Raw genomic sequence first — 22,696 nt, forward strand, 5'->3', positions numbered from 1 at the left:
GAAGACGACACGCGATGGCACGAGGCAAGCTCCGGATCTACCTCGGCGCCGCGCCGGGCGTGGGCAAGACCTACGCGATGCTCTCCGAGGCGCACCGGCGCGTGGAGCGCGGCACCGACTGCGTGGTGGCCCTGGTGGAGCACCACGACCGTCCGCGCACCCAGGTGATGCTGCACGGCCTGGAGCGGATCGAGCGCCGGACCGTCGTCTACCGCGGCGCCGGGTTCACCGAGATGGACCTCGACGCCGTGCTCGCCCGCCGGCCCAAGGTCGCCCTGGTGGACGAGCTCGCCCACACCAACGTGCCGGGCTCGCGCAACGACAAGCGCTGGCAGGACATCGAGGAACTGCTCGCGGCCGGCATCGACGTCGTCTCGACGGTCAACATCCAGCACCTGGAGTCGCTCGGCGACGTCGTGGAGTCGATCACCGGGATACGGCAGCAGGAGACCGTCCCCGACGAGGTGGTCCGCCGGGCGGACCAGATCGAGCTGGTGGACATGTCCCCCCAGGCCCTGCGCCGCCGCATGGCGCACGGCAACGTCTACCAGCCCGACAAGGTCGACGCGGCCCTGTCGAACTACTTCCGGCCCGGCAACCTGACCGCCCTGCGCGAACTGGCGCTGCTGTGGGTGGCCGACCGGGTCGACGAGTACCTGAACGCCTACCGCAGCGAGCACGAGGTCTCGGCCATCTGGGGCTCCCGCGAGCGGATCGTGGTCGGCGTCACCGGCGGCCCCGAGGGCGCCACCCTGATCCGCCGCGCGGTACGCCTCGCGGAGAAGGGCGCCGGCGGCGAGGTGCTGGCGGTGTACGTGCTGCGCGGCGACGGCCTGACCTCCGCCTCGCCCAAGGAACTGGCGGTGCAGCGCAAGCTCGTCGAGGACCTGGGCGGCACGTTCCACCAGGTCGTGGGCGACGACATCCCCGCCGCGCTGCTCGCCTTCGCCCGCGGGGTGAACGCGACGCAGATCCTCCTCGGCGTCTCCCGCCGCAAGACCTGGCAGTACGTCCTCGGCCCCGGGGTCGGCGCGACGGTGGCCCGGGAGTCCGGCCCCGACCTGGACGTGCACCTGATCACCCACGCCGAGGCGGGCAAGGGGCGCGGACTGCCCGTGGCGCGCGGCGCGCGGCTGGGCCGCACCCGCATCGTCCTGGGCTGGCTGGCGGGCATCGGCGGCCCGCTGCTCCTGACGTTCCTGCTGACCGGCATCGACGTCTCGCTCGGCCTGGCCAACGACATGCTCCTCTACCTGACGCTCACGGTGGCCGCCGCGCTGCTCGGCGGCCTGCTGCCCGCCCTCGCCTCCGCCGTCGTCGGTTCGTTCCTGCTCAACTGGTACTTCACGCCACCCGTCAGCCGCCTGACGATCGCCGACCCGACGAACATCCTCGCCCTGGCGGTGTTCGTCGTGGTGGCCGTCTCGGTGGCCTCCGTCGTCGACCTGGCCGCCCGGCGCACCCATCAGGCGGCCCGGCTGCGGGCGGAGGCGGAGATACTGTCCTTCCTCGCGGGCAGCGTCCTGCGCGGGGAGACCGGCCTGGACGCCCTGCTGGAACGGGTCCGCGAGACCTTCGGGATGCAGTCGGCGGCCATCCTGGAACGCGAGGACGAGAACGCCCCGTGGGTCCCGGCCGGCAGCGTGGGACCCGACGTGCCGGTCGAACCGGAGGACGCGGACGTCGACGTGCCCGTCGGCGACCGCATGGCCCTCGTCCTGACCGGGCGGGTGCTCCCCGCCGAGGACCGCCGGGTGCTGGCCGCCTTCGCGGCCCAGGCGGCCGTGGTCCTGGACCGCCGCCGCCTGCGGGAGGAGGCGGACCGGGCCAAGGTCCTGGCCGAGGGCAACCGGATCCGCACCGCCCTGCTCGCCGCGGTCAGCCACGACCTGCGGACCCCGATCGCGGGCATCAAGGCGGCGGTGACCTCGCTGCGCTCGGCGGACGTGGTCTGGTCGCAGGAGGACCAGGAGGAGCTGCTGGCCGGCATCGAGAACGGCGCGGACCGTCTCGACCAGCTCATCGGCAACCTCCTGGACATGTCCCGCCTGCAGACCGGCACCGTCACGCCGCTGATCCGCGACATCGACCTGGACGAGGTTGTCCCCATGGCGCTGGCCGGCGTGCCGGACGCCGAGGTGGAACTGGACGTCCCCGAGTCGCTGCCGATGGTGCTCGTCGACAAGGGGCTGCTGGAGCGCGTGGTCGCCAACATCGTGGAGAACGCCGTGAAGTACGGCCCGCCGGGCGTCCCCGTGCTGGTCGGCGCGAGCGTCCTGGGCGACCGGGTCGAGGTCCGGGTCGTAGACCGGGGGCCGGGCGTCCCCGAGGAGGACAAGGAAGGCATCTTCGAGCCCTTCCAACGCCACGGCGACGCCCCCCGCGGCAACGGCGTCGGGCTGGGCCTGGCGGTCGCCCGCGGCTTCACCGAGGCCATGGACGGCACCCTGCGGGCCGAGGACACCCCGGGCGGCGGTCTCACCATGGTCCTCAGCCTCCCGAAGGCCTCCGCGCACGGGACGGCGTAGCCCGGGACACGTGGGCCGCGACACGCGGGCCGCGACACGCGGACCGCGACACGTGCGTCGGGACACGTGCGTCGGGACACGTGCGTCGGGACGCGTGGGCCAGGTCACAAACTGTTAGAGAGCCGTCAAAAACGGGGTGATCTCCGTATGGGGGGCGTCAAAGGGTGATCCGGTGCGGTCGGAAGTGAGTTCTGATCTGACAGTCCCTTTCCGCAGCACCTCATCATCGGGAGCTCACGATGGCCGACCTGGCCTTCGTCGTCACCACCGTCGCGGCGTTCGCGCTCGTGATCCTCGTCGCCAAGGGGGTGACGAAGCTGTGACCGTCGAGCACGCAGTCGGCCTGGTCGTGGCCGTCGCCCTGCTGGGCTACCTCGTCCTCGCCCTCGTCTTCCCCGAGAGGTTCTGAGCCCAGCCATGAGTCCTGTCCTGTCCGGCGTGCTCCAGCTGCTCGCCCTCGTCGGCGCGCTGGCGCTCGCCTACGTCCCGCTCGGCAACCACATGGCCCGGGTCTACTCCTCGAAGACGCACCTGCGGGCCGAGCGATGGATCTACAAGGCGGTCGGCGCCGATCCGGACGCGGGGATGACCTGGTCCGCGTACCTGCGCGGCATCCTCGCCTTCTCGGTGGCCGGCGTCCTGTTCCTCTACCTCCTCCAGCGGCTGCAGGGCGTCCTGCCCGGTTCGCTCGGCTTCTCCTCGGTCACCCCCGCGCAGTCCTTCAACACGGCCGTGTCCTTCGTGACCAACACCAACTGGCAGTCGTACTACGGCGAGCAGACCATGGGGCACGTGGTGCAGACCGCGGGCCTGGCCGTGCAGAACTTCGTCTCGGCGGCCGTGGGCATGGCCGTCGCGGTCGCGCTCGTCCGCGGCTTCGCCAGGTCCCGCACCGGTGACCTGGGGAACTTCTGGGCCGACCTGGTGCGCGGCACCGTCCGGATCCTGGTGCCGGTCGCGGCCGTCGCCGCGGTGGTCCTGGTCGCCTGCGGCGTGATCCAGAACTTCTCCGGCATCCACGAGGTCGGCCAGTTCACCGGCGCCCCGCAGCAGTGGAACGGCGGCGCGGTCGCCTCGCAGGAGGCCATCAAGGAGCTGGGCACCAACGGAGGCGGCTACTTCAACGCCAACGCCGCCCACCCCTTCGAGAACCCGACGCCGCTCACCAACCTCTTCGAGGTCTTCCTGATCCTGCTGATCCCCTTCGCGATGACCCGCACCTTCGGCGTCCTGACCGGATCGGTCAGGCAGGGCTACGCGATCCTCGCCACCATGGCCGTCATCTGGCTGGGCTTCACCGCCCTGATGATGTGGACCGAGTTCGCCCACCACGGCCCGGCGCTGCAGGCCGCGGGCGGGGCGATGGAGGGCAAGGAGGTCCGCTTCGGCATCGGCGGCTCGTCCGTCTTCGCGGTGGCGACCACCTTCACCTCGACCGGCGCGGTGAACTCCTTCCACTCCTCCTACACCGGGCTGGGCGGCGGCATCACCCTGCTCGGCATGATGCTGGGCGAGATCGCCCCCGGCGGTGTGGGCTCCGGCCTGTACGGCATGCTCGTGATGGCGGTCATCGCGGTCTTCCTGGCCGGTCTGATGGTCGGCCGCACGCCCGAGTACCTGCGCAAGAAGATCGGCGCGCGGGAGATGAAACTCGCCGCCTGCTACATCCTCGTCACGCCGGCCCTGGTCCTCGTCCTCACCGCGGCCTCCCTGGCACTGCCGACGCCGCCGCACTCGATGCTCAACCCCGGCGCGCACGGCTTCTCGGAGGTCCTCTACGCCTTCACGTCCGCGGCGAACAACAACGGATCGGCCTTCGCGGGCCTGAACGCCAACACCGACTGGTTCAACACCACGACCGGAATCGCGATGCTGCTCGGCCGGTTCCTGCCGATGGTCTTCGTCCTCGCGCTGGCCGGCTCGCTCGCCGCGCAGCGGCCCGTCCCGGTCACCGCCGGCACCCTGCGCACCGACAAGCCGCTCTTCAGCGGCCTGCTGGTGGGCGCCACGCTGATCATCACCGGTCTCACCTACTTCCCGGCCCTGGCGCTGGGACCGCTCGCCGAGGGGCTGGCGCGATGACGTTCCGTACCGACGAATCAGAGGACACCATGTCCACAGGCACCCGGACCCGGGCGCCGCACGGCGACCTTCCCACCGGGCACAAGCCCGCCGACGGCCGTGTCGCGGCGGGACTCTTCGACCCCCGGCTGATGGTCAGGTCCTTCCCGCAGGCCCTGCGCAAGCTCGATCCGCGGGTGATGGTCAAGTCCCCCGTGATGTTCGTGGTGTGGGCCGGCTCGGTCCTCACCACCGTCTTCTCCTTCACCGACCCGGGTGACTGGTTCGGCTGGACCATCAGCGCCTGGCTGTGGCTGACCGTGATCTTCGCCAATCTGGCCGAGGCGGTCGCCGAGGGCCGCGGCAAGGCCCAGGCCGACACCCTGCGCAAGGCGAAGAGCGACACGGTGGCCCGCAGGGTGGCCGCCGGCGGCGAGGAGGAGCGCGTGCCGGGCACGGCGCTGCGCATCGGCGACCTCGTCGTCTGCGAGGCCGGTGACGTCATCCCCGGTGACGGCGACGTCGTCGAGGGCGTGGCGAGCGTCGACGAGTCGGCGATCACCGGTGAGTCGGCCCCGGTCATCCGCGAGTCCGGCGGCGACCGCTCGGCGGTAACCGGCGGCACCAAGGTGCTCTCCGACCGGATCGTCGTGCGGATCACCACCAAACCGGGCGAGACCTTCATCGACCGGATGATCGCACTGGTGGAGGGCGCCGCACGGCAGAAGACGCCCAACGAGATCGCGCTGAACATCCTGCTGGCGTCGCTGAGCATCGTCTTCCTGCTGGCCTGCGCCACCCTGCCGCCCTTCGCGGAGTACGCGGGCACGCGCCTGACCCTGGTGGTCCTGGTCGCCCTGCTGGTCTGCCTCATCCCCACCACGATCGGGGCGCTGCTCTCCGCGATCGGCATCGCGGGCATGGACCGGCTCGTGCAGCGCAACGTCCTGGCCATGTCCGGCCGGGCGGTCGAGGCGGCCGGCGACGTCTCCACCCTGCTGCTGGACAAGACCGGCACCATCACGCTCGGCAACCGCCGGGCCGCCGAGTTCGTGCCGGTGCGCGGCGTCACCGAGAACGACCTCGCGGACGCCGCCCAGCTGTCCTCGCTGGCCGACGAGACGCCCGAGGGGCGGTCCGTGGTCGTGCTGGCCAAGGAGAGGTACGGGCTGCGAGAGCGGAGCCGGGGCGAGCTGACGGGGGCCGAGTGGGTCGGGTTCACCGCGCAGACCCGGATGTCCGGCGTCGACGTGGACGGGCGCCGGATCCGCAAGGGCGCCACCGGTGCGGTGCTCGACTGGGTGCGCGAACAGGGCGGCCGGGTGGAGGTCGCCGACGAGGCCGAGCGGATCGCCGACCTGATCGCCCGGTCCGGCGGCACCCCGCTGCTGGTCGCGGTGGAGGACGAGGAGGGCGCCCGCGTCCTGGGCGTGATCCACCTCAAGGACGTGGTCAAGGAGGGCATGCGGGAGCGGTTCGCGGAACTGCGCCGCATGGGCATCCGCACCGTCATGATCACGGGCGACAACCCGCTGACCGCCAAGGCCATCGCGGAGGAGGCGGGCGTCGACGACTACCTCGCCGAGGCCACCCCCGAGGACAAGATGGCCCTCATCAAGCGGGAGCAGGCCGACGGCAAGCTGGTGGCGATGACCGGCGACGGCACCAACGACGCCCCCGCCCTCGCCCAGGCCGACGTCGGTGTCGCCATGAACACCGGCACGTCGGCCGCCAAGGAGGCCGGCAACATGGTCGACCTCGACTCCGACCCGACCAAGCTCATCGAGATCGTCGAGATCGGCAAGCAGCTCCTGATCACCCGGGGAGCCCTGACCACGTTCTCCGTCGCCAACGACGTCGCCAAGTACTTCGCCATCATCCCCGCCCTGTTCGCCGCCGTGTATCCCGGGCTGGACACGCTCAACATCATGCGGCTGTCCTCGCCGGACTCCGCGATCCTGTCGGCCGTGATCTTCAACGCGCTGGTCATCGTCGCGCTGGTGCCGCTCGCGCTCAAGGGCGTGCGGTACCGGCCGCTGAGCGCCGACCGGCTGCTGCGGCGCAACCTCGGGGTCTACGGGCTGGGCGGCCTGATCGCGCCGTTCGTCGGCATCAAGATCATCGACATGGTCGTCTCCCTCGTCCCCGGGCTCTGAACACCGGCCGCGACTCCTAGAAAAGTGTGCTGATCACCATGAAGAACTCCGTGACCACCGGCGCCCGCCTGTTCGGCGCGGGCCTGCGCGCCCTGCTGGCGCTCACCCTGGTGACCGGTGTGGTCTACCCGCTGGCCGTCACCGGCGTCGCCCAGGGACTGTTCCCCGGCCGGGCGAACGGCTCCGAGACCGAGGCGGACGGCAGGGTCGTCGGCTCGTCCCTGATCGGGCAGGCGTACACGCTGCCGCCGGAGGAGGGCCAGGAGACGCCCGAGCCCGACCTCAGGTGGTTCCAGGGCCGCCCTGCCAACGGCCTGGGAACCAACACCCTCAACACCGAGTACCGGCTGCTGCTGTCCGGCGCCACCAACCTGTCGGCCGGGAACGAGGACCTGGTGCGGCAGGTGGAGGACGCCAAGGCCGCGGTGGTGAAGGACAACTCCGTACCCGGCCACGCGGTCGACCCCTCCGACGTGCCCGCGGACGCGGTCACCTCCTCCGGCTCCGGCCTGGACCCGCACATCTCACCGGCGTACGCGGAACTCCAGACCCGCCGTGTCGCCGTGCGCAACGGCCTGCCGGTCGCCCGGGTCGAGCGGCTGGTCGAGGACCACACCGAGGGACGGACCCTCGGGTTCCTCGGCGAGCCGCGGGTCAACGTCCTCGCACTCAACGTCGCGCTGCGCGAGCTGTCGGCGCAGCGGTGAGCGACTGACCCGTGACCGCACCACGAGGGCCCGCGCACATCGGCGCGGGCCCTCGTGGTGCGGTGCGCGGGAGTCAGCCGACGTGTGCCGCGGGACGCTCGGGACCGGCCTCCGTGACCGCCTCGCCACGGGTGTCCCCGGCGTTCTCGCCGGCCTGGGTGTCCTCGGCGTCCATGGCGTCGTCCCGGTTGCGCCCCCGGTAGGTCAGGTGCAGGGCCGTGACGGTGACGGCGGAGACGACCATGACGACGCCGTAGAGGCGGTACAGCTCCTCGGGCGTGAAGCCGTGCTGCTCCAGGTAGGTCGCGATGTTGGGCGCGAAGAAGGCGACGATCCGGCCGACGCCCATCATCAGGCCGACGGCCGCGGTGCGGATCGCGAGCGGGTAGATCGACGGGCTGATCGCGTAGTACGCGGCGACACCGCCGTTGACCGCCAGACCGATCAGGACCGCGAGGACGAGGACCGCGGTCCTGTCGTCGAAGTAGGCGGCGAAGACGAAGAAGACCACGAATCCGACGACACCGATGAGAGCCGTCACCAGACGCGGATGGATCTTGCGGGAGACCGCGGCGAAGAGCAGGGCGCCGACGACGCCGCCGGCGGCGACCAGCGCCTGGGCGCGGATGCCGAAGTCGGGGTCCCCGGTGGTCTGGGTGACCAGCTTCGCGGTCAGGCCGTTGGCGAAGTAGAAGGCGCCGATCACCAGGGCGTAGGACACCCACAGCAGGAGGGTGCGCGGCAGCATGACGCCCTGCCACATGCCGCTCGCGAACGTCGTCCTGCGGGCGGCCGCGGAGACGGCGGGGAGCGCGTCGGCGGCCGGGACGCCGATCTTCGCGGCGATGCGGTTGTAGTCACGCAGCGCGCCGGCCGGGCGCTTCTCGACCAGGTGGCCGACCGACTCGGGCAGTGCCGCGGCCGCGAGCGCGAGGAGCAGCGTGGTGACCACGGCGGCGAAGAAGTACGGGCCACGCCAGCCGAAGGAGTCGATCAGCCACACCGAGAGGAAACCGCCGACGGCCGCGCCGAGCGGCAGGCCGATGCCGTAGACGCCCATGACGACGCCACGGCGGCGCCGGCTGGAGAACTCCGCGCACAGCACGCTGACACTCGGCACGATCGCGCCGAGGAAGAGCCCGGCGAAGAAGCGGAAGGCGAGGAACAGCTCGAAGGACGGCGCCAGGCCGCTGAGCACCATGCCCAGCACGATCAGCGCGAGCGAGCCGACGATGTGCCGTCTGCGGCCGATCCGGTCGGCGATCGGGCTCAGCAGCGCCGCGCCGACACCCATGCCGAGCGTTCCGAGGGAGGCGACCAGGCCCTGCTGCCCCGTGCTCAGCGACCAGTGCTCGGTCAGGGCCGGAAGCGTGTACGAGGTGATGAGGATCTCGTACCCGTCGACCATCGTCAGCAGGATGCAGATCGAGACGACCACCCACTGGTAGCGGGACATGGCGTTGTTCCTGATCGCGTCTCTGAGGTCCATCAGCTCTCCCGTGCTTGCAAATAACGCACTCCCTCGTGCATTTAGGGAAGGTTGGTGTTTCCCCGCCGCGCTGTCAAGGGTTGACCGCGGGCCCTCTAGGCTCTGGGCATGGCTGAGACCTCCCGCGCCGCCGGCGCCCAGACCCTCGCCCGAGGCCTCCGTGCGCTCGAGCTGGTGACCGCAGCACGTGACGGGCTCACGGTCCAGGAGGTCGCCGAGCGGCTCGACGTCCACCGCTCGATCGCCTCCCGCCTGCTGAGCACCCTGGCCGACTTCCGCCTCGCGGTGCGTGGCGGCGACGGCCGTTACCGGGCGGGCGTCGGCCTGGCCGCGCTCGCCGGTGGCATCCACGCGACCCTCCGGGCGGAGGCCGAGCCGGTCATGCGCGACCTCGCGGACGAGCTGGGCGCCACGATCTCGCTGCTGGTGACCGAGGGGGCCGACGCCGTGGCGCTCCTGGTGATGGAGCCCCCGGCCGCGAGCTGGGTGCTGTCCTTCCGCACCGGCAGCCGGCACCCGCTCGGCCGGGGATCCGCGGGCGTCGCCCTGCTGGCGGCCCGCCCGCCGGCTCCCGGGGACGCGGCCGACGTCGTCCGGGCGCGGGAGCGCGGCTACGCCGCCACCTTCGGGGAGGTCGAGCCCGGCGCCCACGGGGTCGCCGTGCCCGTCGAGGTGCCGGGACTGCCCGCTGCCTGCCTGAATCTCATCACCTACCGCTCCGAGATCGCGCAGAAGGCGCCCGCCTCCCTGATCGCCGCATCGGCACGTCTGGCCGAACGCCTCGCCTGAGCTCCGGAAATTGACTTCCGGGTCCGACGGTGGTGCTATGGCCGCACCAGGACGTGCAAATAACGCGTGAAGGCGTGCACATTGAGCACAGGAGGCGTTGTGACTCTGACCCAGGAATCCGCGGCCCGCGACATCACCCTCCCGTCGGGCACGCACCTGAGGTACTACGAGGCCGGTGACGCCTCGGCGCCGCCGGTCGTGCTCCTGCACGGCTCCGGGCCGGGGGCGACCGGCTGGTCGAACTTCTCCGGGAACATCGAGGCCGTCGCCCGGGGCGGATTCCGCGTCCTCGCCCCCGACATGCCCGGCTGGGGCGAGTCGGACGCCGTCAGGACCGTCGACATGGACCACGACAGCGACCTGATCGCCTTCCTCGACGCCCTCGGCATCGAGAAGGCGGCGCTGGTCGGCAACTCGATGGGCGCCCACACCGCGGTCCGGTTCGCCACCCTGCACCCCGAGCGCATCAGCCACCTGGTCACCATGGGCGCCTCGCTGGGCCGCGGTCCGGTGAAGAACCTGTTCTCCGCCGGGGACGGCCCCAGCGAGGGCCTGAAGGTCATCGCCCGCGCCTACCGCGACCCCAGCCCGGAGAACATGACGGCGCTGGTCGAGATCATGACCTTCGACAAGGCCCGGTTCGCCACGCCCGAGCTCACCCAGGCCCGCTCGCGGGCCGCCCTGGCCCACCCCGAGCACCTGACGAACTACGTCGAGGGCCTCGCCCACGGCGCGCCGATCCCGGTCAGGGTCGACCGCGACCGCATCCCGGAGATCCAGGTGCCGGCCCTGATCATCCACGGCAAGGACGACCGGGTCCTGCACTTCGAGGTCAGCCTGTGGCTGACCGCCAACATCCCCGACTCCCGCCTCGTGCTCCTCAACCGCTGCGGGCACTGGGCGATGATCGAGCACGCCGACGAGTTCAACCGTCTCGTCGTGGACTTCCTCTCGCACAACTGAGGCCGCCGCACATGTCCACCCCCACTCTTGACACCGACGTCGTCGTCATCGGAGCCGGACCCGTCGGGCTCACCCTCGCCAACCTCATCGGCGTGCGCGGCCACCGCGCCGTCGTCCTGGAGGCGCGGCAGGAGCTGATCGACTACCCGCGCGGCGTCGGCCTCGACGACGAGGCCATCCGCACCCTCACCACCGCCGGGCTGTGGGAGCAGGTCCAGCCCTTCACCGTCCCGCACCACGTCGTGCGGCTCGTCAACGGCACCGGCCAGGTGCTCGCCACCAACGACCCCACGACCGAGGAGTTCGGCCACCCGCGCAAGCACGGGTTCATCCAGCCGCTCGTCGACAAGGAGCTGGCGGCCGGACTCGGGCGCTTCGCCGGGCACGAGCTGCGCTTCGGCCACCGGGTCACCGGCCTGGAGGACCGCGGCGACCACGTCGCCGTCACCGCCGAGCGCCTCGACGCCGACGGCGCGGTCCTGGAGACCGTCACCGTCACGGGCCGGTACGCCGTCGGCTGCGAGGGCGGCAGCTCCTTCACCCGCAAGTGGATGGGCGTGGAGTTCGAGGGCAAGTCCCCGTCGACCCGGTGGGTCGTGGTGGACGTCGCCGACGACCCGATCGGCACGCCGTCGGTCTACCTGGGCGCGGACCCCCGCCGCCCCTACGTGTCCATCGGCCTGCCGCAGGGCGTGCGCCGCTGGGAGTTCATGCTCCACGACGACGAGCCCACGGACCTGGTCGACGACCGGGCCTTCATGGACTCGCTGCTCAGGCGCCACGTCCCGGACCCGTCCGCGCTGAAGATCATCAACCAGCGCACCTTCACCCACCACGGGCGGGTCGCCGCCACCTTCCGCAAGGGCCGCGTCTTCCTGGCCGGGGACGCCGCGCACCTCATGCCGGTGTGGCTCGGCCAGGGCTGGAACTCCGGTGTGCGTGACGCCACCAACCTCGCCTGGAAGCTCACCGCGGTCCTGAACGGCGACGCCGGCGACGCCCTGCTCGACACGTACACGACGGAGCGCCGCAAGCACGCCGCCGACATGATCGACGTCAACATGACCGCCGGCACCGTGATGAAGATGCGGCCCCTCGGCGGCTGGCTGCGCGACCGCACGGCCTCGGCGCTCAACCTCGTGCCGACGTGGAAGTCCTACTTCACCGAGCTGCGCTTCAAGCCGATGCCCCGCTACGCCGCCGGCGTGGTCGTCGACCAGGTGACGCTGACGCCCGGCACGGCCCGGGCGAGCTTCAAGGACGGGAAGCTCTTCCCGTTCGTCGACTCGGCCGGCTCGGCCTCGCCCGTGGGGCTCCAGTTCATCCAGCCCCGCGTCACGACCGACGAGGCCCGGGACGTCCTGCTGGACGAGGTCACCGGCGACTGGTGGACCCTCGCGTCCTGGGGCGGCGACCCCACGGCCCACCTCACCGCCGCGGACCTCGATTTCGTCCGGCGGCACCGGATCCGACTGGTCTCGTTCGTGCCGGAGACCCAGCGGGAGTGGGCGCGGAAGCGGTTCGCCGGCTCGCCGGCGCCGGTCACCGTGGTCGGCGACCCGTCCGGCGCGCTCAAGAACTGGTTCGACGTGCGCGCCTGCGGCACCGTCGTCCTGCGTCCCGACCGCTTCGTGGCCGCCGCGTGCCTGACCCAGCAGACGTCCACGGCGCTCGCCGCCCTCAAGCGGGCCGGCGCGCTCGCCGAAGGAGTTCCCGCATGAGCCTCGCCCTCGTCACCATGTCCCACTCGCCCCTGCTGGAGTTCAACGATCCGCCGGCGGAGGTCAAGGCCGAGGTCGACGCCGCCTTCGAGCAGGCCCGTTCCTTCGTCCGGGACTACGACCCGACCCTGGTGGTCGCGTTCGCCCCCGACCACTACAACGGCTTCTTCTACGACCTGATGCCGCCGTTCTGCATCGGCTACGAAGCCCTCGGCGTCGGCGACTACGGCACCGCCGAAGGGCCGCTCGACGTCCCGACCGAGCTGTCCGAGCGGCTCGCCCAGCACGTGATCGACCACGACGTCGACGTGGCGATCTCCCGCCGGATGGAGCTCGACCACGGAGCGGTCCAGCCGCTGGAGATCCTCTTCGGCGGCATCGCCACCGTGCCCACCATCCCGGTCTTCGTCAACGGCGTGGCGAAGCCGTTCACCTCGATGCGCCGGGTCCGCCTGCTGGGTGAGGCGGTCGGATCGTTCCTGGCGACCCTCGACGAACGCGTCCTGGTGATCGGCTCCGGCGGCCTCTCCCACGACCCGCCGGTACCGCAGTGGGCCACCGCCGACGAGCAGGCGCGCAAGCTGCTGCTCGACGGGCGCCACCCCACCGCCGCGGCCCGCGACGCGCGCCAGCAGCGCGTCATCGACGCGGGCAAGGCGTTCGCGGCCGGCACCTCCCCGATCCGCGACCTCAACCCCGAGTGGGACCGGGCGCTCATGGAGACCCTCGCCTCCGGAGACCTCGGCCCCGTCGACGCGATGGTCCCCGCGGAGATGGCGGAGGCCGCCGGGAACTCCGCGCACGAGGTCCGCACCTGGGTGGCGGCGTTCGGCGCGCTCGGCGCGGCCGGCCCGTACGAGGTCGGCACGCGGTACTACCGGCCGATCCGGGAGTACATCGCCGGGTTCGGAGTGATGACCGCGAAGACCCTCTGACCACCGCCCGTCACCCACCGCCCGCCACCGGGGTCCCGGAGGCGGGCGGTCGGCATCTCCCCGCCCGGCCCCGTCGCGCCGTCGCGCGCACGAGGCGCCCGGGGCCACACCCGCCACGGTGGGTGTGGCCCCCCGCGCATGAGGCGCCCGGGGCCCCCGTGGCGCTACCGCGGCCGACCGGCCCGCCTGACCCGGGGGCCACGGCACCGCCCGGTCCGGCGCCGTGCCCGGCCGGCGCCCGTGCGGGGCGCTCGGGGCGGGCGGGCGCCCGACGGGTCCGCCGTCGGCGACCGGTTCCCGGCCGGTGCGGCAGGTCGCCCTGCCGGACCGCCCGCCGTCGCCCCGCCCGCCGCCAGGGTTCCGGCGGTGGGTGTGCCGGCACCGCCCGGTCCGGCGCCGGGCCGGGTCGAGGGCCGTCGGCCGCGCGTCGCGTCCAGGCCCCCGAGTGACGCCGGGCCTCGGCGCGGCCGAGGACGTGCGGTGGCCGCGCGCCCCGGCCCCGGCCCCTCGGGCCCGCACCGGGCGTCGCCCGGTGCGGGCCGACCGCGTGAGGGGCCCGGGACGCGAGCACCCCGTGGGGTGGCCGCGGGTGAGGGGCCCCGGCCGGTGCGGCAGGGCGCCCGGCCGGCAGGCCGGCGAGCGGGCGATCCGCTGCTGTGGCCCTGTGCGCACGCCGTACACCCGCTCCAGCCGCCGGTCCGGGCAGCGGCTCCCCTCGGCGGCTCCCCGCAGAGCCGGCCCCGCCGTCGTACGCGCTCCGCCGAAATTGACCGGATCGCACACTTGCCCCTGCCCCGGAAGCCCGTCATATCATGGGCCGAACGAACGGTCGGTTGGGATTGGTGAAACGGATGACGGCACAACAGGCCACCGCGTCGGCCGCGCCCGGCGCTCTTCCCCCGCTGCAGGAGCACTTCGACGCGACGATCGCGCGCGACCAGCGGATCGAGCCGCGGGACTGGATGCCGGACGGCTACCGGTCCACGCTGATCCGGCAGATCGCCCAGCACGCCCACTCGGAGATCATCGGCATGCAGCCGGAGGGCGAGTGGATCACCCGCGCCCCGTCGCTGCGCCGCAAGGCCATCCTGTTCGCGAAGGTCCAGGACGAGGCCGGTCACGGCCTGTACCTGTACTCGGCGGCCGAGACCCTCGGCGCCGACCGCGCCGACCTGACCGAGCGGCTGATCGAGGGGCGCCAGAAGTACTCGTCGATCTTCAACTACCCCACGCCGACCTTCGCCGACGTCGGCGTCATCGGCTGGTTCGTCGACGGCGCGGCGATCTGCAACCAGGTGCCGCTGTGCCGCAGCAGTTACGGGCCCTACGCGCGGGCCATGGTGCGGATCTGCAAGGAGGAGTCCTTCCACCAGCGGCAGGGCTACGAACTCCTGATGACGATGATGAGCGGCACCGACGCCCAGCGGGAGATGGTCCAGGACGCGGTGAACCGCTGGTGGTGGCCGTCGCTGATGATGTTCGGCCCGCCGGACGACAACTCGCCCAACTCGGCCGCCTCCATGGCGTGGAAGATCAAACGCCACAGCAACGACGAACTGCGCCGGCGCTTCGTGGACATGACCGTCCCGCAGGCCGAGAAGCTCGGCGTCACCCTCCCCGACCCCGAGCTGCGCCGGAACGAGGAGAGCGGCCGTCACGACTTCGGCACCCCCGACTGGTCGGAGCTGATGCGCGTCATCAAGGGCGACGGCCCCTGCAACGCGCAACGGGTGGAAAGGCGGCGCACCGCCCACGAGGAGGGCGCCTGGGTCAGGGAAGCGGCCGCCGCACACGCGGCCAGGCAGGCGGCCCGCACGGAGAAGGGAACGGCGGCATGACCGGCAAGCAGCAGGGGTGGCCCCTGTACGAGGTGTTCGTGCGCGGCAAGCGCGGACTGAACCACGTCCACGTCGGCTCGCTGCACGCGGCGGACGACCGGATGGCCCTCACCCACGCCCGTGACCTGTACACGCGGCGCAACGAGGGGGTGTCGATATGGGTGGTGCGCTCCGAGCACATCGCCGCCTCCACCCGCGACGAGAAGGACCCCTTCTTCGCGCCCAGCGCGGACAAGGTGTACCGGCACCCCACCTTCTACGACATCCCCGACGACGTCCCGCACATCTAGGAGCAGGGTCATGAGTGACGACCACCTCTACATGACCCTCGCCGAGGGGCACGAGGACGACACCCGGTGGGCCTACGGCACCGGCTTCGAGGACCCGCTGCACGGCGTGGACACCACGGTCCCCGAGGACGTCGACGCCGCCGAACTCGCCGCGCTGTGCGCCGCGCTCGGCGACGACGCGCTGGTGGGCGCGCAGCGCCTGGCCGAGTGGACGACCCGCGCCCCCGAACTGGAGGAGGAGGTGGCGCTCGCCAACATCGGCCTCGACCTGCTCGGGCAGGCCCGTCTGCTGTACGCGCGCTGCGGCCGGACCGACGGCACGGGGCGCGGCGAGGACGCCTACGCGTACTTCCGCGACCCCGGCGAGTTCCGCAACGTCACCCTGGCCGAACTGCCCAACGGGGACTTCGCGTTCAGCATGGCGAGGCTGCTGGTGCTCTCCAGCTGGCGGCTGCACCACCTCGACGGCCTCACCGCGTCGCCCGACCCGGTGCTGCGGGCCGTCGCAGCCAAGGGCGTCAAGGAGCTGACGTACCACCGCCGGTACGCGGCCGAGTGGGTCGTCAGGCTGGGCGACGGCACCGAGGAGTCGCACCGCCGGATGCGGGCCGGGATCGAGCAGGTGGCGCCGTACCTGGAGGAGCTCTTCGGCGCGTTCGACGCCCGCGCGGAGGTCCTCGCCGACCTGCGGCAGGTCCTCGACGCGGCGGGTCTGGAACTCCCGGCGACCGCCCCGGCCGCCGCCGGGCCGGGCCGCGAGGGCCGGCACACCGAACACCTCGCCCCGCTGCTGCAGGAACTGCAGTCGGTGGCGCGCGCCCACCCGGAGGCGACGTGGTGACCGGCGCCGTGGCGCCGGAGACCCGGCGGGCCCGGCGCGTCGCCGAGCAGGTGCCCGACCCGGAACTGCCCATGCTGACCCTGGCCGACCTCGGCGTGCTGCGCGGGGTCGAGGTCGGCGACGACGGAACCGTCGTCGCCGACCTCACCCCCACCTACTCCGGCTGCCCGGCGATGGCCGAGATGCGGGCCGGCGTGGCCGCCCGGCTGAAGGACGCCGGCTTCGCGCGGGTCGAGGTCCGCACGGTGCTGGACCCGCCGTGGACCACCGACTGGATCACCCCCGAGGGGCGCCGCAAGCTGGCCGAGCACGGCATCGCCCCGCCCGGCCCGGCCCCGCGCCGGGCGCCCGGACCGGTGCCGCTCAGCCTGTCGCCGACCCGGCACCGGGTGGCATGCCCCCGCTGCGGCTCGGCGGACACCGAGGAGAGCTCCCGGTTCGGCGCCACGTCCTGCAAGGCGCTGTGGCGCTGCCTCGCCTGCCGCGAGCCGTTCGAGTACCTCAAGGAGATCTGATGGCAGACCTGATGGCCCCGGTCGGCGCGGCCCCCGCCCCCGGGCGGCGCGTACGGCGGCGCCCGGCCTTCCACTCCCTGCGGGTGACCGCCGTGGACCGGCTCTGCGAGGACGCGGCCGCGGTGAGCTTCGACGTCCCCGACGAGCTGGCCGAGGAGTTCGCCTTCGCTCCCGGCCAGTCGCTCACCCTCCGCCGCCAGGTGGACGGACGCGACGAGCGGCGCTCCTACTCGATCTGCTCCCCGGTGGGCGCGGCGCCCCGGATCGGTGTGCGGACGGTGCCCGGCGGGCTCTTCTCCTCCTGGCTGGTCGAGGAGGTCCGGCCCGGCGACGTCGTCGAGGTCATGGCCCCCACCGGCCACTTCACGCCGGACCTGTCCGCGCCCGGCCACCACGTCCTGATCGCGGCCGGCTCCGGCATCACCCCGATGCTGTCCATCGCGGAGTCGGTCCTCGCCGCCGACGACCGCTCCCGCGTCACCCTGTTCTACGGCAACCGCCGGACCGGATCGGTGATGTTCGCCGACGAGCTGGCCGACCTGAAGGACCTCCACCCCGACCGCTTCCAGCTCGCCCACGTGCTCTCCCGTGAGCCCCGCGAGGCGGAACTGCTGACCGGACGGCTGGACGCAGGCCGGCTGGCGGCGCTCGTCGACGGCCTGGTCGACGTGTCCGGGGCCGACCACTGGTGGCTGTGCGGCCCGCACGGCATGGTCCGTGACGCCCAGCGGGTGCTGGCCGGTCTGGGCGTGCCCGGCGACCGGGTCCACCAGGAGCTGTTCTTCGCCGGCGACGAGCCGGCGCCCCCGGTCCACCGGGAGGAGGCGCACCCCGACGGGCCGGTCAGCCAGGTCACGGTCGTCCTTGACGGCCGCACCACCACCTCCCCGCTGTCCCGCGCGCAGACCCTGCTCGACGCGGCGTCACGCGTGCGCCCCGACCTGCCCTTCGCCTGCAAGGGCGGGGTCTGCGGCACCTGCCGTGCGCTGTGCTCGGCCGGCGAGGCGGACATGCGGCGCAACTACGCGCTCGAGACGGCGGAGATCGAGGCCGGATACGTGCTGACCTGTCAGACCTACCCGGTCTCCGAGGCGCTGACGGTCGACTTCGACAGTTGAGGAGTGGCCCGGCTTGGGCCCCGCACGTGGTGGGCCGCGGCCGGTGCGGTCCGCGCGGCCGGGAAGGCGGTCAGGCGGTCGTGCCGGAGTGGGAGGCGCGGCGGCCCGCGGCCAGCAGGGCGTGGATCTGGACGCCGACCTGGTCCGCGTGGCCGACCGGGGTGGGGAACGGCAGCCGTACGTCGCGCCGGTCGGCCGCGTGCTCGAGGCGCAGGGTGATGCCGTAACGGTCCATCAGCACCGGCAGCGCCCGTACCAGGCCGCGCTTGGCCTCCGGCTCGACGAGGCGCAGCAGCAGGGCGACCAGGTCGGAGTGGGCGGCGACGAGGTGACCCAGCAGGGACGCCTCACGGGTGGCCAGGGGGTCGGGCTCGGCCGCCTCCAGCTGACTCCACGGGACGAAGGTGCGGGCCCCGGCGCTCTCGTGGACGGCCTGGTCGAGCCGCATGCAGGTGCTCGCGGTGGAGTCCGGGTCGAAGGGGTCCGCCATCAGCCCGGTGAGCGTCACCCGGGCGCGCAGCCGGTCGCGCACGGGCGTGGGGGCGATGTCGGTCAGCTCCACGCGGACCGGGACGCGGGGTGCGCGGTCCCCGTCGCCGAACTCCGCGGTGGGCGCGTGGAGGTGGATGCGGCGCATGGCCGCGGTTCCGTCGAGACTGTGGACGTCGTGGCGCCGGCCGTCGACCACCACGGTCATGGAGTGGGCGGCCGTGATGACCGACCGCGTCCGCTCGGCGGGCGTCGGCCGTGTGGCGTGGGCAGTGCGCAGGCGCATGGGGGCTCCAGGTCGTCGCGGAACACAACTCTGACTTAGGTATGCCTAACCTAACCCATCGTGGGGTGCGCCGGGGTGGCGACCGGCCGTTCCCTGACAATGGAACTTAGGTGAGCCTTCCCTTACTATCGTGGCCACTCGCCCCGCGCCTGCCGGGGCACCACACCACCGAGGCGGTCCGCATGGCGCGCACCAACATGAGAACCACCAGGACCGAGCCCGCGACGGGCGAACTGCTGACGCTCCATGTGCTGCGCCGCGCGCGGATCTCCCCGAACTTCGCCCGCGTCACGCTCGGCGGCGGCGACATCGCACGCTTCGTGCCGATGGGCTACGACCAGTGGTTCCGCCTCGTACTCCCGGTCGCCGGCGGGACCCTGGAGGCCGCGCCGAAGAAGCTCGACACGCTCTCCTACCTCCGGTTCCTCACGGTCTCGTCGGCCACCCGCCCGGTGATCCGCAACTACAGCGTGCGCGCCTTCCGCCCCGACGGTCCCGGCGGCCCCGAACTGGACGTCGACGTCGTCCTGCACGGCTCCCCGGAGGACGGCACCGCCGGACCGGCCTCGACCTGGGCGCGGACCTGCGAGGAGGGCGACCCCGTCGGCCTGCTCGACGAGGGGACCACCTTCCGGCTCCCCGAGGGGGTGCGGCGGATCCTGCTGGTCGCCGACGAGACGGGGCTGCCCGCCCTGGTGAACACCCTCGCCTCGCTGCCCGGCGACGTCGTCGGCCACGCGCTCGTGGAGATCCCCGACGAGGCCGACCGGCAGGAACTCGGAGGCCCGGCGGGCGTCGAGGTGACCTGGCTGCCCCGCGGGGGCGTCGGTGGAGACGGCCGGGGGGCCGGGGCGGTCGGCGCACTCGCGCGGCAGGCCGCGTGCGCGCTGCCCCTTCCGGAGGAGCCCGCCTACTGCTGGGCCGTCGGCGAACAGGCGCTGGCCACCGGCGTCCGCCGGCACTGGGTGGCCGGCGGGCTTCCGAAGACCCATGTCACCTTCTGCGGATACTGGCGCGCACGGCACTGACGGCATCGGCGCGCCGAGGCGGTGGCGGTGTCCGTGACGGCCGGTCGGGCACCGTCCCGCCGCGGGTGGGCGGGCGGCGGCGACCGGCCCGGGTCGCCCGGGTCGGTCGTGGCACACGTGGTGCGTGACGCGCCTCGACGGCTGTACACCTGTGGCCCGCCGGTGCTCCGCGATCTGGACGCGCGAGGTCCGCGGCCGGTCCCGCGACGGTGAGTGCGCGTCAGGTGTCGAGCTGCGCGTGGGCGGTGACGCGCCGGGCGTAGGCGGTCAGGGAGTCCGCGCAGGCCCGCCCCGGCGCGGCCTCCAGGACGGCCTGCGCCACGCGGTCCGCGCCGTCGAGCGCCCCGTCGACCACCACGGCCACCCGGTCGGGCCGCACCAGACGCCCCATCGCCCTCCTGTAGGCGGCCGGAGTGACACCGGCCTGCCCCGGCGCGGCCTGCCCCGGCGCGGCCGGGCCCGGGGCCGGAACCGGGCGGGCCGCCGCGACCGCCGCGGGACTGCCGGACATCGCGTCCTCGCGCCGGCAGACCCGCCACGCCTCCGCGAACTCCTCTTCCTCCACCTCCTGTTCGGCCAGGCGGAACAGCTCGTCCAGCGCCAGGGCGACGGCCTCGGGCGCGCGGGACGGAGCGACCTCGAAGCGGAGCCGCAGCGCGCACGCCGCACCGTCGTCCTGGACGTCGCAGTGCACCGCGTACGCCAGCCCGTGGGCGTCGCGCAGCGTCCGGGCGAGCCGGGACGACGCCGATCCCGCCAGCAGCTCCCGCGCGACCGCGAGCTGCGGGGCGGCGTCGCCGCCGCTCTCCCCCCGCAGGCCGATCATGATCACACAGGCGGCGCTCCGCCCGGTCGACGGGCGGAGCGTCAGCGGACGCACCGGGACGGCGCCGCGCGCCGCCTCCACAGCACCGGATCGGGAACCGGAAGCGGAGGCGGACCGCGGCGACGTCCGCGCCGGCCCGTCCGGCGACGGCGGCGCCAGACGGCGGACCAGCGCCTCCAGGTCGACCCGGGTCAGGTCGGCGGCCACCACCAGGTCGCGGGACGCGCCGAGAACGGTGCGGTGGAAGGCGAGGACCGCGTCGGCGTCGACGCCGGCCTCCGGTGCGCCCTCCCGGGGCTCCCGTTGCGAGGAGCGGTCGCCGGGGAAGAGCGCCCGCCGCAGCAGCACTCCCGCGGAGCCCCCGGGGGCCGCGCGGGCTGCGGCGAGCGCCCGGTTCCAGCGGTGGAGGAAGGGCAGGATCTCCTCGCTCCGGGGGGTGAAGGACGTCAGGGTCCGCGAGAGCAGGGCGAGCGCGTCCGCGAGGTGTTCGGGTGTCGAGCTGAGGACGAGACGGGTGGACGCCGCACCCGCGTCGGCCGCGAACGTGGTGCCGATCCGCTCCAGCCCGGCCTCGAGGTTCTGGTCGGCGGCGTGGCCGGAGCCACGGCGCAGCAGGGTGACCCAGGCGCGCGCGGTGTCCTCCTGCCCCTGCGGGTCCCCCGCCGTGCCGTGGTGGAGGACGACGCAGGCGGCCGCGGAGAGCCTGCCCGGCAGATGGACGGGGACCGTCCGCACGCTCCCGCCGCCACCCCCGCTCACGCCACGCCCGCTCACGTCACCGCCGCTCACGTCACCGCCGCTCACGTCACTCCCGCTCACGCCGCCACCGCCTCCCGCGTCCCGCTCGCCTCCTGGACCAGGAACGTCGCGCCGGGCAGGCAGAGCCCGGCGGCCCGCACGACGTCGTCCTCGGTGACCGAGGCGAGGGCGTCCGCCGCCGTGTAGGCGTGGCCCGGGCACCCCCGGAGGCGGACCTGGGCGGCGAAGGCCTCCGCCCGCGTGGTGGGATCGTCGAGCGCCTCGTACCTCTCCCGGCGCAGCAGCCGCAGGGCACGGTCGAGTTCACCGGGGGCCAGGCCGTCGCGGACCGAGGCGAGGACCGACCGGACCTCCGCCAGCAGCCGTTCCCCGCTCGTGCCGGCCGTGGCGGTGACAGTCCCGAACAGCACGGAACCACCCCACTCGAGTTCCCACGCCGTCACCATCTCGGTGGCGGGGACGGCGACGCCCCGGCCGCGTACGGCGTCGCGGAACAGGCGGCTGCCCCGGCCCTTCCCGAGCACCGCGGCGAGTGCCGCGAAGGCGGCGTGCTCGTCGGTGCCGTACGGCGGCGTGTGTGCCATGACGTGCACCTGGGGCGGTGCCCCCCGGGGGCGGGCGGGACCGCGCACGGCCCCTTCGGGGCGCCGGCCGGCCAGGTCCGGCGGCGGCGGCGGGTCCGGCGGCCCGGCGTGCCGGGGGAGGGCGCCCAGGGTCGCCGCCGCCACGTCGGTCACGGCCTCGGGCGAGATGTCCCCGAGCACCACCAGGGTGGCGCCGTCGGGCCGGTAGTGGCTCCGGTGGAAGCCGGCCACCTGCGAGGGGAGGAGCCGGCCCAGCAGGCCGGTGTCGCCCATGGACGGGTGCCGGTAGGGATGACCGGGAGGGAACGCCTCGGCGAAGAGCAGCTCGGCGGTCCGGCCGGACGGACCGCACCGCTCCTCCTCCTCCCGCCGGACGACGGCGAGGGTCTCCTCGAGGGCCGTCGGGTCCAGGGCCAGGGGAAGGTGCGCCGTGCGGTCCGCCTCCATCGCGAGCGCCCGGGGGAGCACCTCACCCGGGACGGTCATCGTGAACGCCGTGCGGTCCTGGTTGGTGGAGGCGTTGACGTCCCGGGCGCCGGCCCGCCGGAGCGTCCCCAGGAAGTCCGGATGGCTCGGCGTGCCGCGGAACATGAGGTGCTCGAGGAAGTGGGCGAGCCCGTGCTCACCGGGACGCTCGTGCCGGGAGCCCACGTCGTGACGGAGGTGGACGTGCGGATCCGGCAGGAGCGCGTCGCGCTGGACGACGACGGTCAGGCCGTTCGCCAGCCGGGTGGTGACGAGGGCACCGTGCGGGGCGTCCTTCCGGCGCATCG

Annotated in this window: 19 protein-coding genes; 15 read left to right on the top strand and 4 right to left on the bottom strand. The window is 73.4% G+C overall.

All coding sequences use genetic code 11. The annotated features are described in order from the left end of the window. Positions 1 to 14 precede the first annotated feature (14 nt). The 5 genes from GBN72_RS31425 to GBN72_RS31445 all read left to right on the top strand — a co-directional run bounded on the left by GBN72_RS31425 (position 15) and on the right by GBN72_RS31445 (position 7,452). Positions 15 to 2,528, top strand: a complete 2,514-nt coding sequence (locus tag GBN72_RS31425; RefSeq protein ID WP_151775365.1) for an ATP-binding protein — start codon at positions 15 to 17, stop codon at positions 2,526 to 2,528. 319 nt (positions 2,529 to 2,847) lie between these two features. Continuing rightward, a complete protein-coding gene (gene kdpF / locus GBN72_RS31430; protein WP_151775366.1) occupies positions 2,848 to 2,937 on the top strand; it encodes a K(+)-transporting ATPase subunit F in 90 nt (29 codons plus the stop codon). An 8-nt stretch (positions 2,938 to 2,945) separates the two neighbouring features. Continuing rightward, on the top strand, positions 2,946 to 4,610 hold the full coding sequence (gene kdpA / locus GBN72_RS31435; RefSeq protein WP_151775367.1) for a potassium-transporting ATPase subunit KdpA: 1,665 nt from the start codon (positions 2,946 to 2,948) through the stop codon (positions 4,608 to 4,610). Positions 4,611 to 4,639: 29 nt separating this feature from the next. Continuing rightward, complete coding sequence (kdpB, locus tag GBN72_RS31440; protein WP_151775411.1) at positions 4,640 to 6,745, top strand: potassium-transporting ATPase subunit KdpB; 2,106 nt, start codon at positions 4,640 to 4,642, stop codon at positions 6,743 to 6,745. Between the two features lie 38 nt (positions 6,746 to 6,783). Continuing rightward, positions 6,784 to 7,452 (top strand): potassium-transporting ATPase subunit C, encoded by a 669-nt coding sequence (locus GBN72_RS31445; RefSeq protein ID WP_151775368.1) that lies wholly within the window; start codon positions 6,784 to 6,786, stop codon positions 7,450 to 7,452. Positions 7,453 to 7,525: 73 nt separating this feature from the next. Here the strand turns inward: GBN72_RS31445 and GBN72_RS31450 are convergent, their stop codons facing one another. Beyond that, positions 7,526 to 8,941: an MFS transporter gene (locus GBN72_RS31450; protein ID WP_151775369.1), complete on the bottom strand. Its 1,416-nt coding sequence runs from the start codon at positions 8,939 to 8,941 to the stop codon at positions 7,526 to 7,528. Between the two features lie 108 nt (positions 8,942 to 9,049). Here GBN72_RS31450 and GBN72_RS31455 point away from each other — a divergent pair, with 108 nt between their 5' ends. The 9 genes from GBN72_RS31455 to paaE all read left to right on the top strand — a co-directional run bounded on the left by GBN72_RS31455 (position 9,050) and on the right by paaE (position 17,951). After that, the gene (locus tag GBN72_RS31455) at positions 9,050 to 9,730 is read left to right on the top strand and encodes an IclR family transcriptional regulator (RefSeq protein WP_151775370.1); all 681 of its coding nucleotides are present in this window, start codon (positions 9,050 to 9,052) and stop codon (positions 9,728 to 9,730) included. A gap of 99 nt (positions 9,731 to 9,829) precedes the next feature. Next, the gene (locus GBN72_RS31460) at positions 9,830 to 10,693 is read left to right on the top strand and encodes an alpha/beta fold hydrolase (protein ID WP_151775371.1); all 864 of its coding nucleotides are present in this window, start codon (positions 9,830 to 9,832) and stop codon (positions 10,691 to 10,693) included. A gap of 11 nt (positions 10,694 to 10,704) precedes the next feature. Further along, complete coding sequence (gene mhpA / locus GBN72_RS31465; RefSeq protein WP_151775372.1) at positions 10,705 to 12,414, top strand: bifunctional 3-(3-hydroxy-phenyl)propionate/3-hydroxycinnamic acid hydroxylase MhpA; 1,710 nt, start codon at positions 10,705 to 10,707, stop codon at positions 12,412 to 12,414. Continuing rightward, the gene (locus GBN72_RS31470) at positions 12,411 to 13,349 is read left to right on the top strand and encodes a 3-carboxyethylcatechol 2,3-dioxygenase (protein WP_151775373.1); all 939 of its coding nucleotides are present in this window, start codon (positions 12,411 to 12,413) and stop codon (positions 13,347 to 13,349) included. Before mhpA ends, GBN72_RS31470 begins: the two co-directional genes overlap by 4 nt. An 851-nt stretch (positions 13,350 to 14,200) precedes the next feature. Then, on the top strand, positions 14,201 to 15,187 hold the full coding sequence (paaA, locus tag GBN72_RS31475) for a 1,2-phenylacetyl-CoA epoxidase subunit PaaA (RefSeq protein WP_151775374.1): 987 nt from the start codon (positions 14,201 to 14,203) through the stop codon (positions 15,185 to 15,187). Continuing rightward, complete coding sequence (paaB, locus tag GBN72_RS31480; protein WP_151775375.1) at positions 15,184 to 15,477, top strand: 1,2-phenylacetyl-CoA epoxidase subunit PaaB; 294 nt, start codon at positions 15,184 to 15,186, stop codon at positions 15,475 to 15,477. Before paaA ends, paaB begins: the two co-directional genes overlap by 4 nt. A 10-nt stretch (positions 15,478 to 15,487) precedes the next feature. Continuing rightward, positions 15,488 to 16,318 carry a 1,2-phenylacetyl-CoA epoxidase subunit PaaC gene (paaC, locus tag GBN72_RS31485; protein WP_151775376.1) on the top strand — a complete coding sequence of 277 codons (831 nt, stop codon included), beginning with the start codon at positions 15,488 to 15,490 and terminating at the stop codon, positions 16,316 to 16,318. Beyond that, a complete protein-coding gene (gene paaD, locus GBN72_RS31490; RefSeq protein WP_151775377.1) occupies positions 16,312 to 16,833 on the top strand; it encodes a 1,2-phenylacetyl-CoA epoxidase subunit PaaD in 522 nt (173 codons plus the stop codon). The genes paaC and paaD overlap by 7 nt, the downstream gene beginning before the upstream one ends. After that, positions 16,833 to 17,951, top strand: coding sequence for a 1,2-phenylacetyl-CoA epoxidase subunit PaaE (gene paaE / locus GBN72_RS31495; protein WP_174887237.1), 1,119 nt, complete (start codon positions 16,833 to 16,835; stop codon positions 17,949 to 17,951). The genes paaD and paaE overlap by 1 nt, the downstream gene beginning before the upstream one ends. 70 nt (positions 17,952 to 18,021) lie before the next feature. Here paaE and GBN72_RS31500 read toward each other — a convergent pair whose 3' ends face one another. Next, on the bottom strand, positions 18,022 to 18,726 hold the full coding sequence (locus tag GBN72_RS31500) for a DUF2470 domain-containing protein (RefSeq protein WP_151775378.1): 705 nt from the start codon (positions 18,724 to 18,726) through the stop codon (positions 18,022 to 18,024). Positions 18,727 to 18,923: 197 nt separating this feature from the next. Between GBN72_RS31500 and GBN72_RS31505 the strand changes: the two genes are divergently transcribed. Further along, positions 18,924 to 19,754 carry a siderophore-interacting protein gene (locus tag GBN72_RS31505; RefSeq protein WP_151775379.1) on the top strand — a complete coding sequence of 277 codons (831 nt, stop codon included), beginning with the start codon at positions 18,924 to 18,926 and terminating at the stop codon, positions 19,752 to 19,754. 220 nt (positions 19,755 to 19,974) lie between these two features. Here GBN72_RS31505 and GBN72_RS31510 read toward each other — a convergent pair whose 3' ends face one another. Together GBN72_RS31510 and GBN72_RS31515 are read right to left on the bottom strand one after the other, a co-directional pair. Next, positions 19,975 to 21,399 (bottom strand): M16 family metallopeptidase, encoded by a 1,425-nt coding sequence (locus GBN72_RS31510; protein ID WP_151775380.1) that lies wholly within the window; start codon positions 21,397 to 21,399, stop codon positions 19,975 to 19,977. Further along, positions 21,396 to 22,694 carry a M16 family metallopeptidase gene (locus GBN72_RS31515; RefSeq protein WP_151775381.1) on the bottom strand — a complete coding sequence of 433 codons (1,299 nt, stop codon included), beginning with the start codon at positions 22,692 to 22,694 and terminating at the stop codon, positions 21,396 to 21,398. The genes GBN72_RS31510 and GBN72_RS31515 overlap by 4 nt, the downstream gene beginning before the upstream one ends. Positions 22,695 to 22,696 lie beyond the last annotated feature (2 nt).

This window comes from Streptomyces abyssomicinicus (genome assembly GCF_008974245.1).
In the GTDB taxonomy this organism is placed as follows: Bacteria; Actinomycetota; Actinomycetes; order Streptomycetales; family Streptomycetaceae; genus Streptomyces; species Streptomyces abyssomicinicus.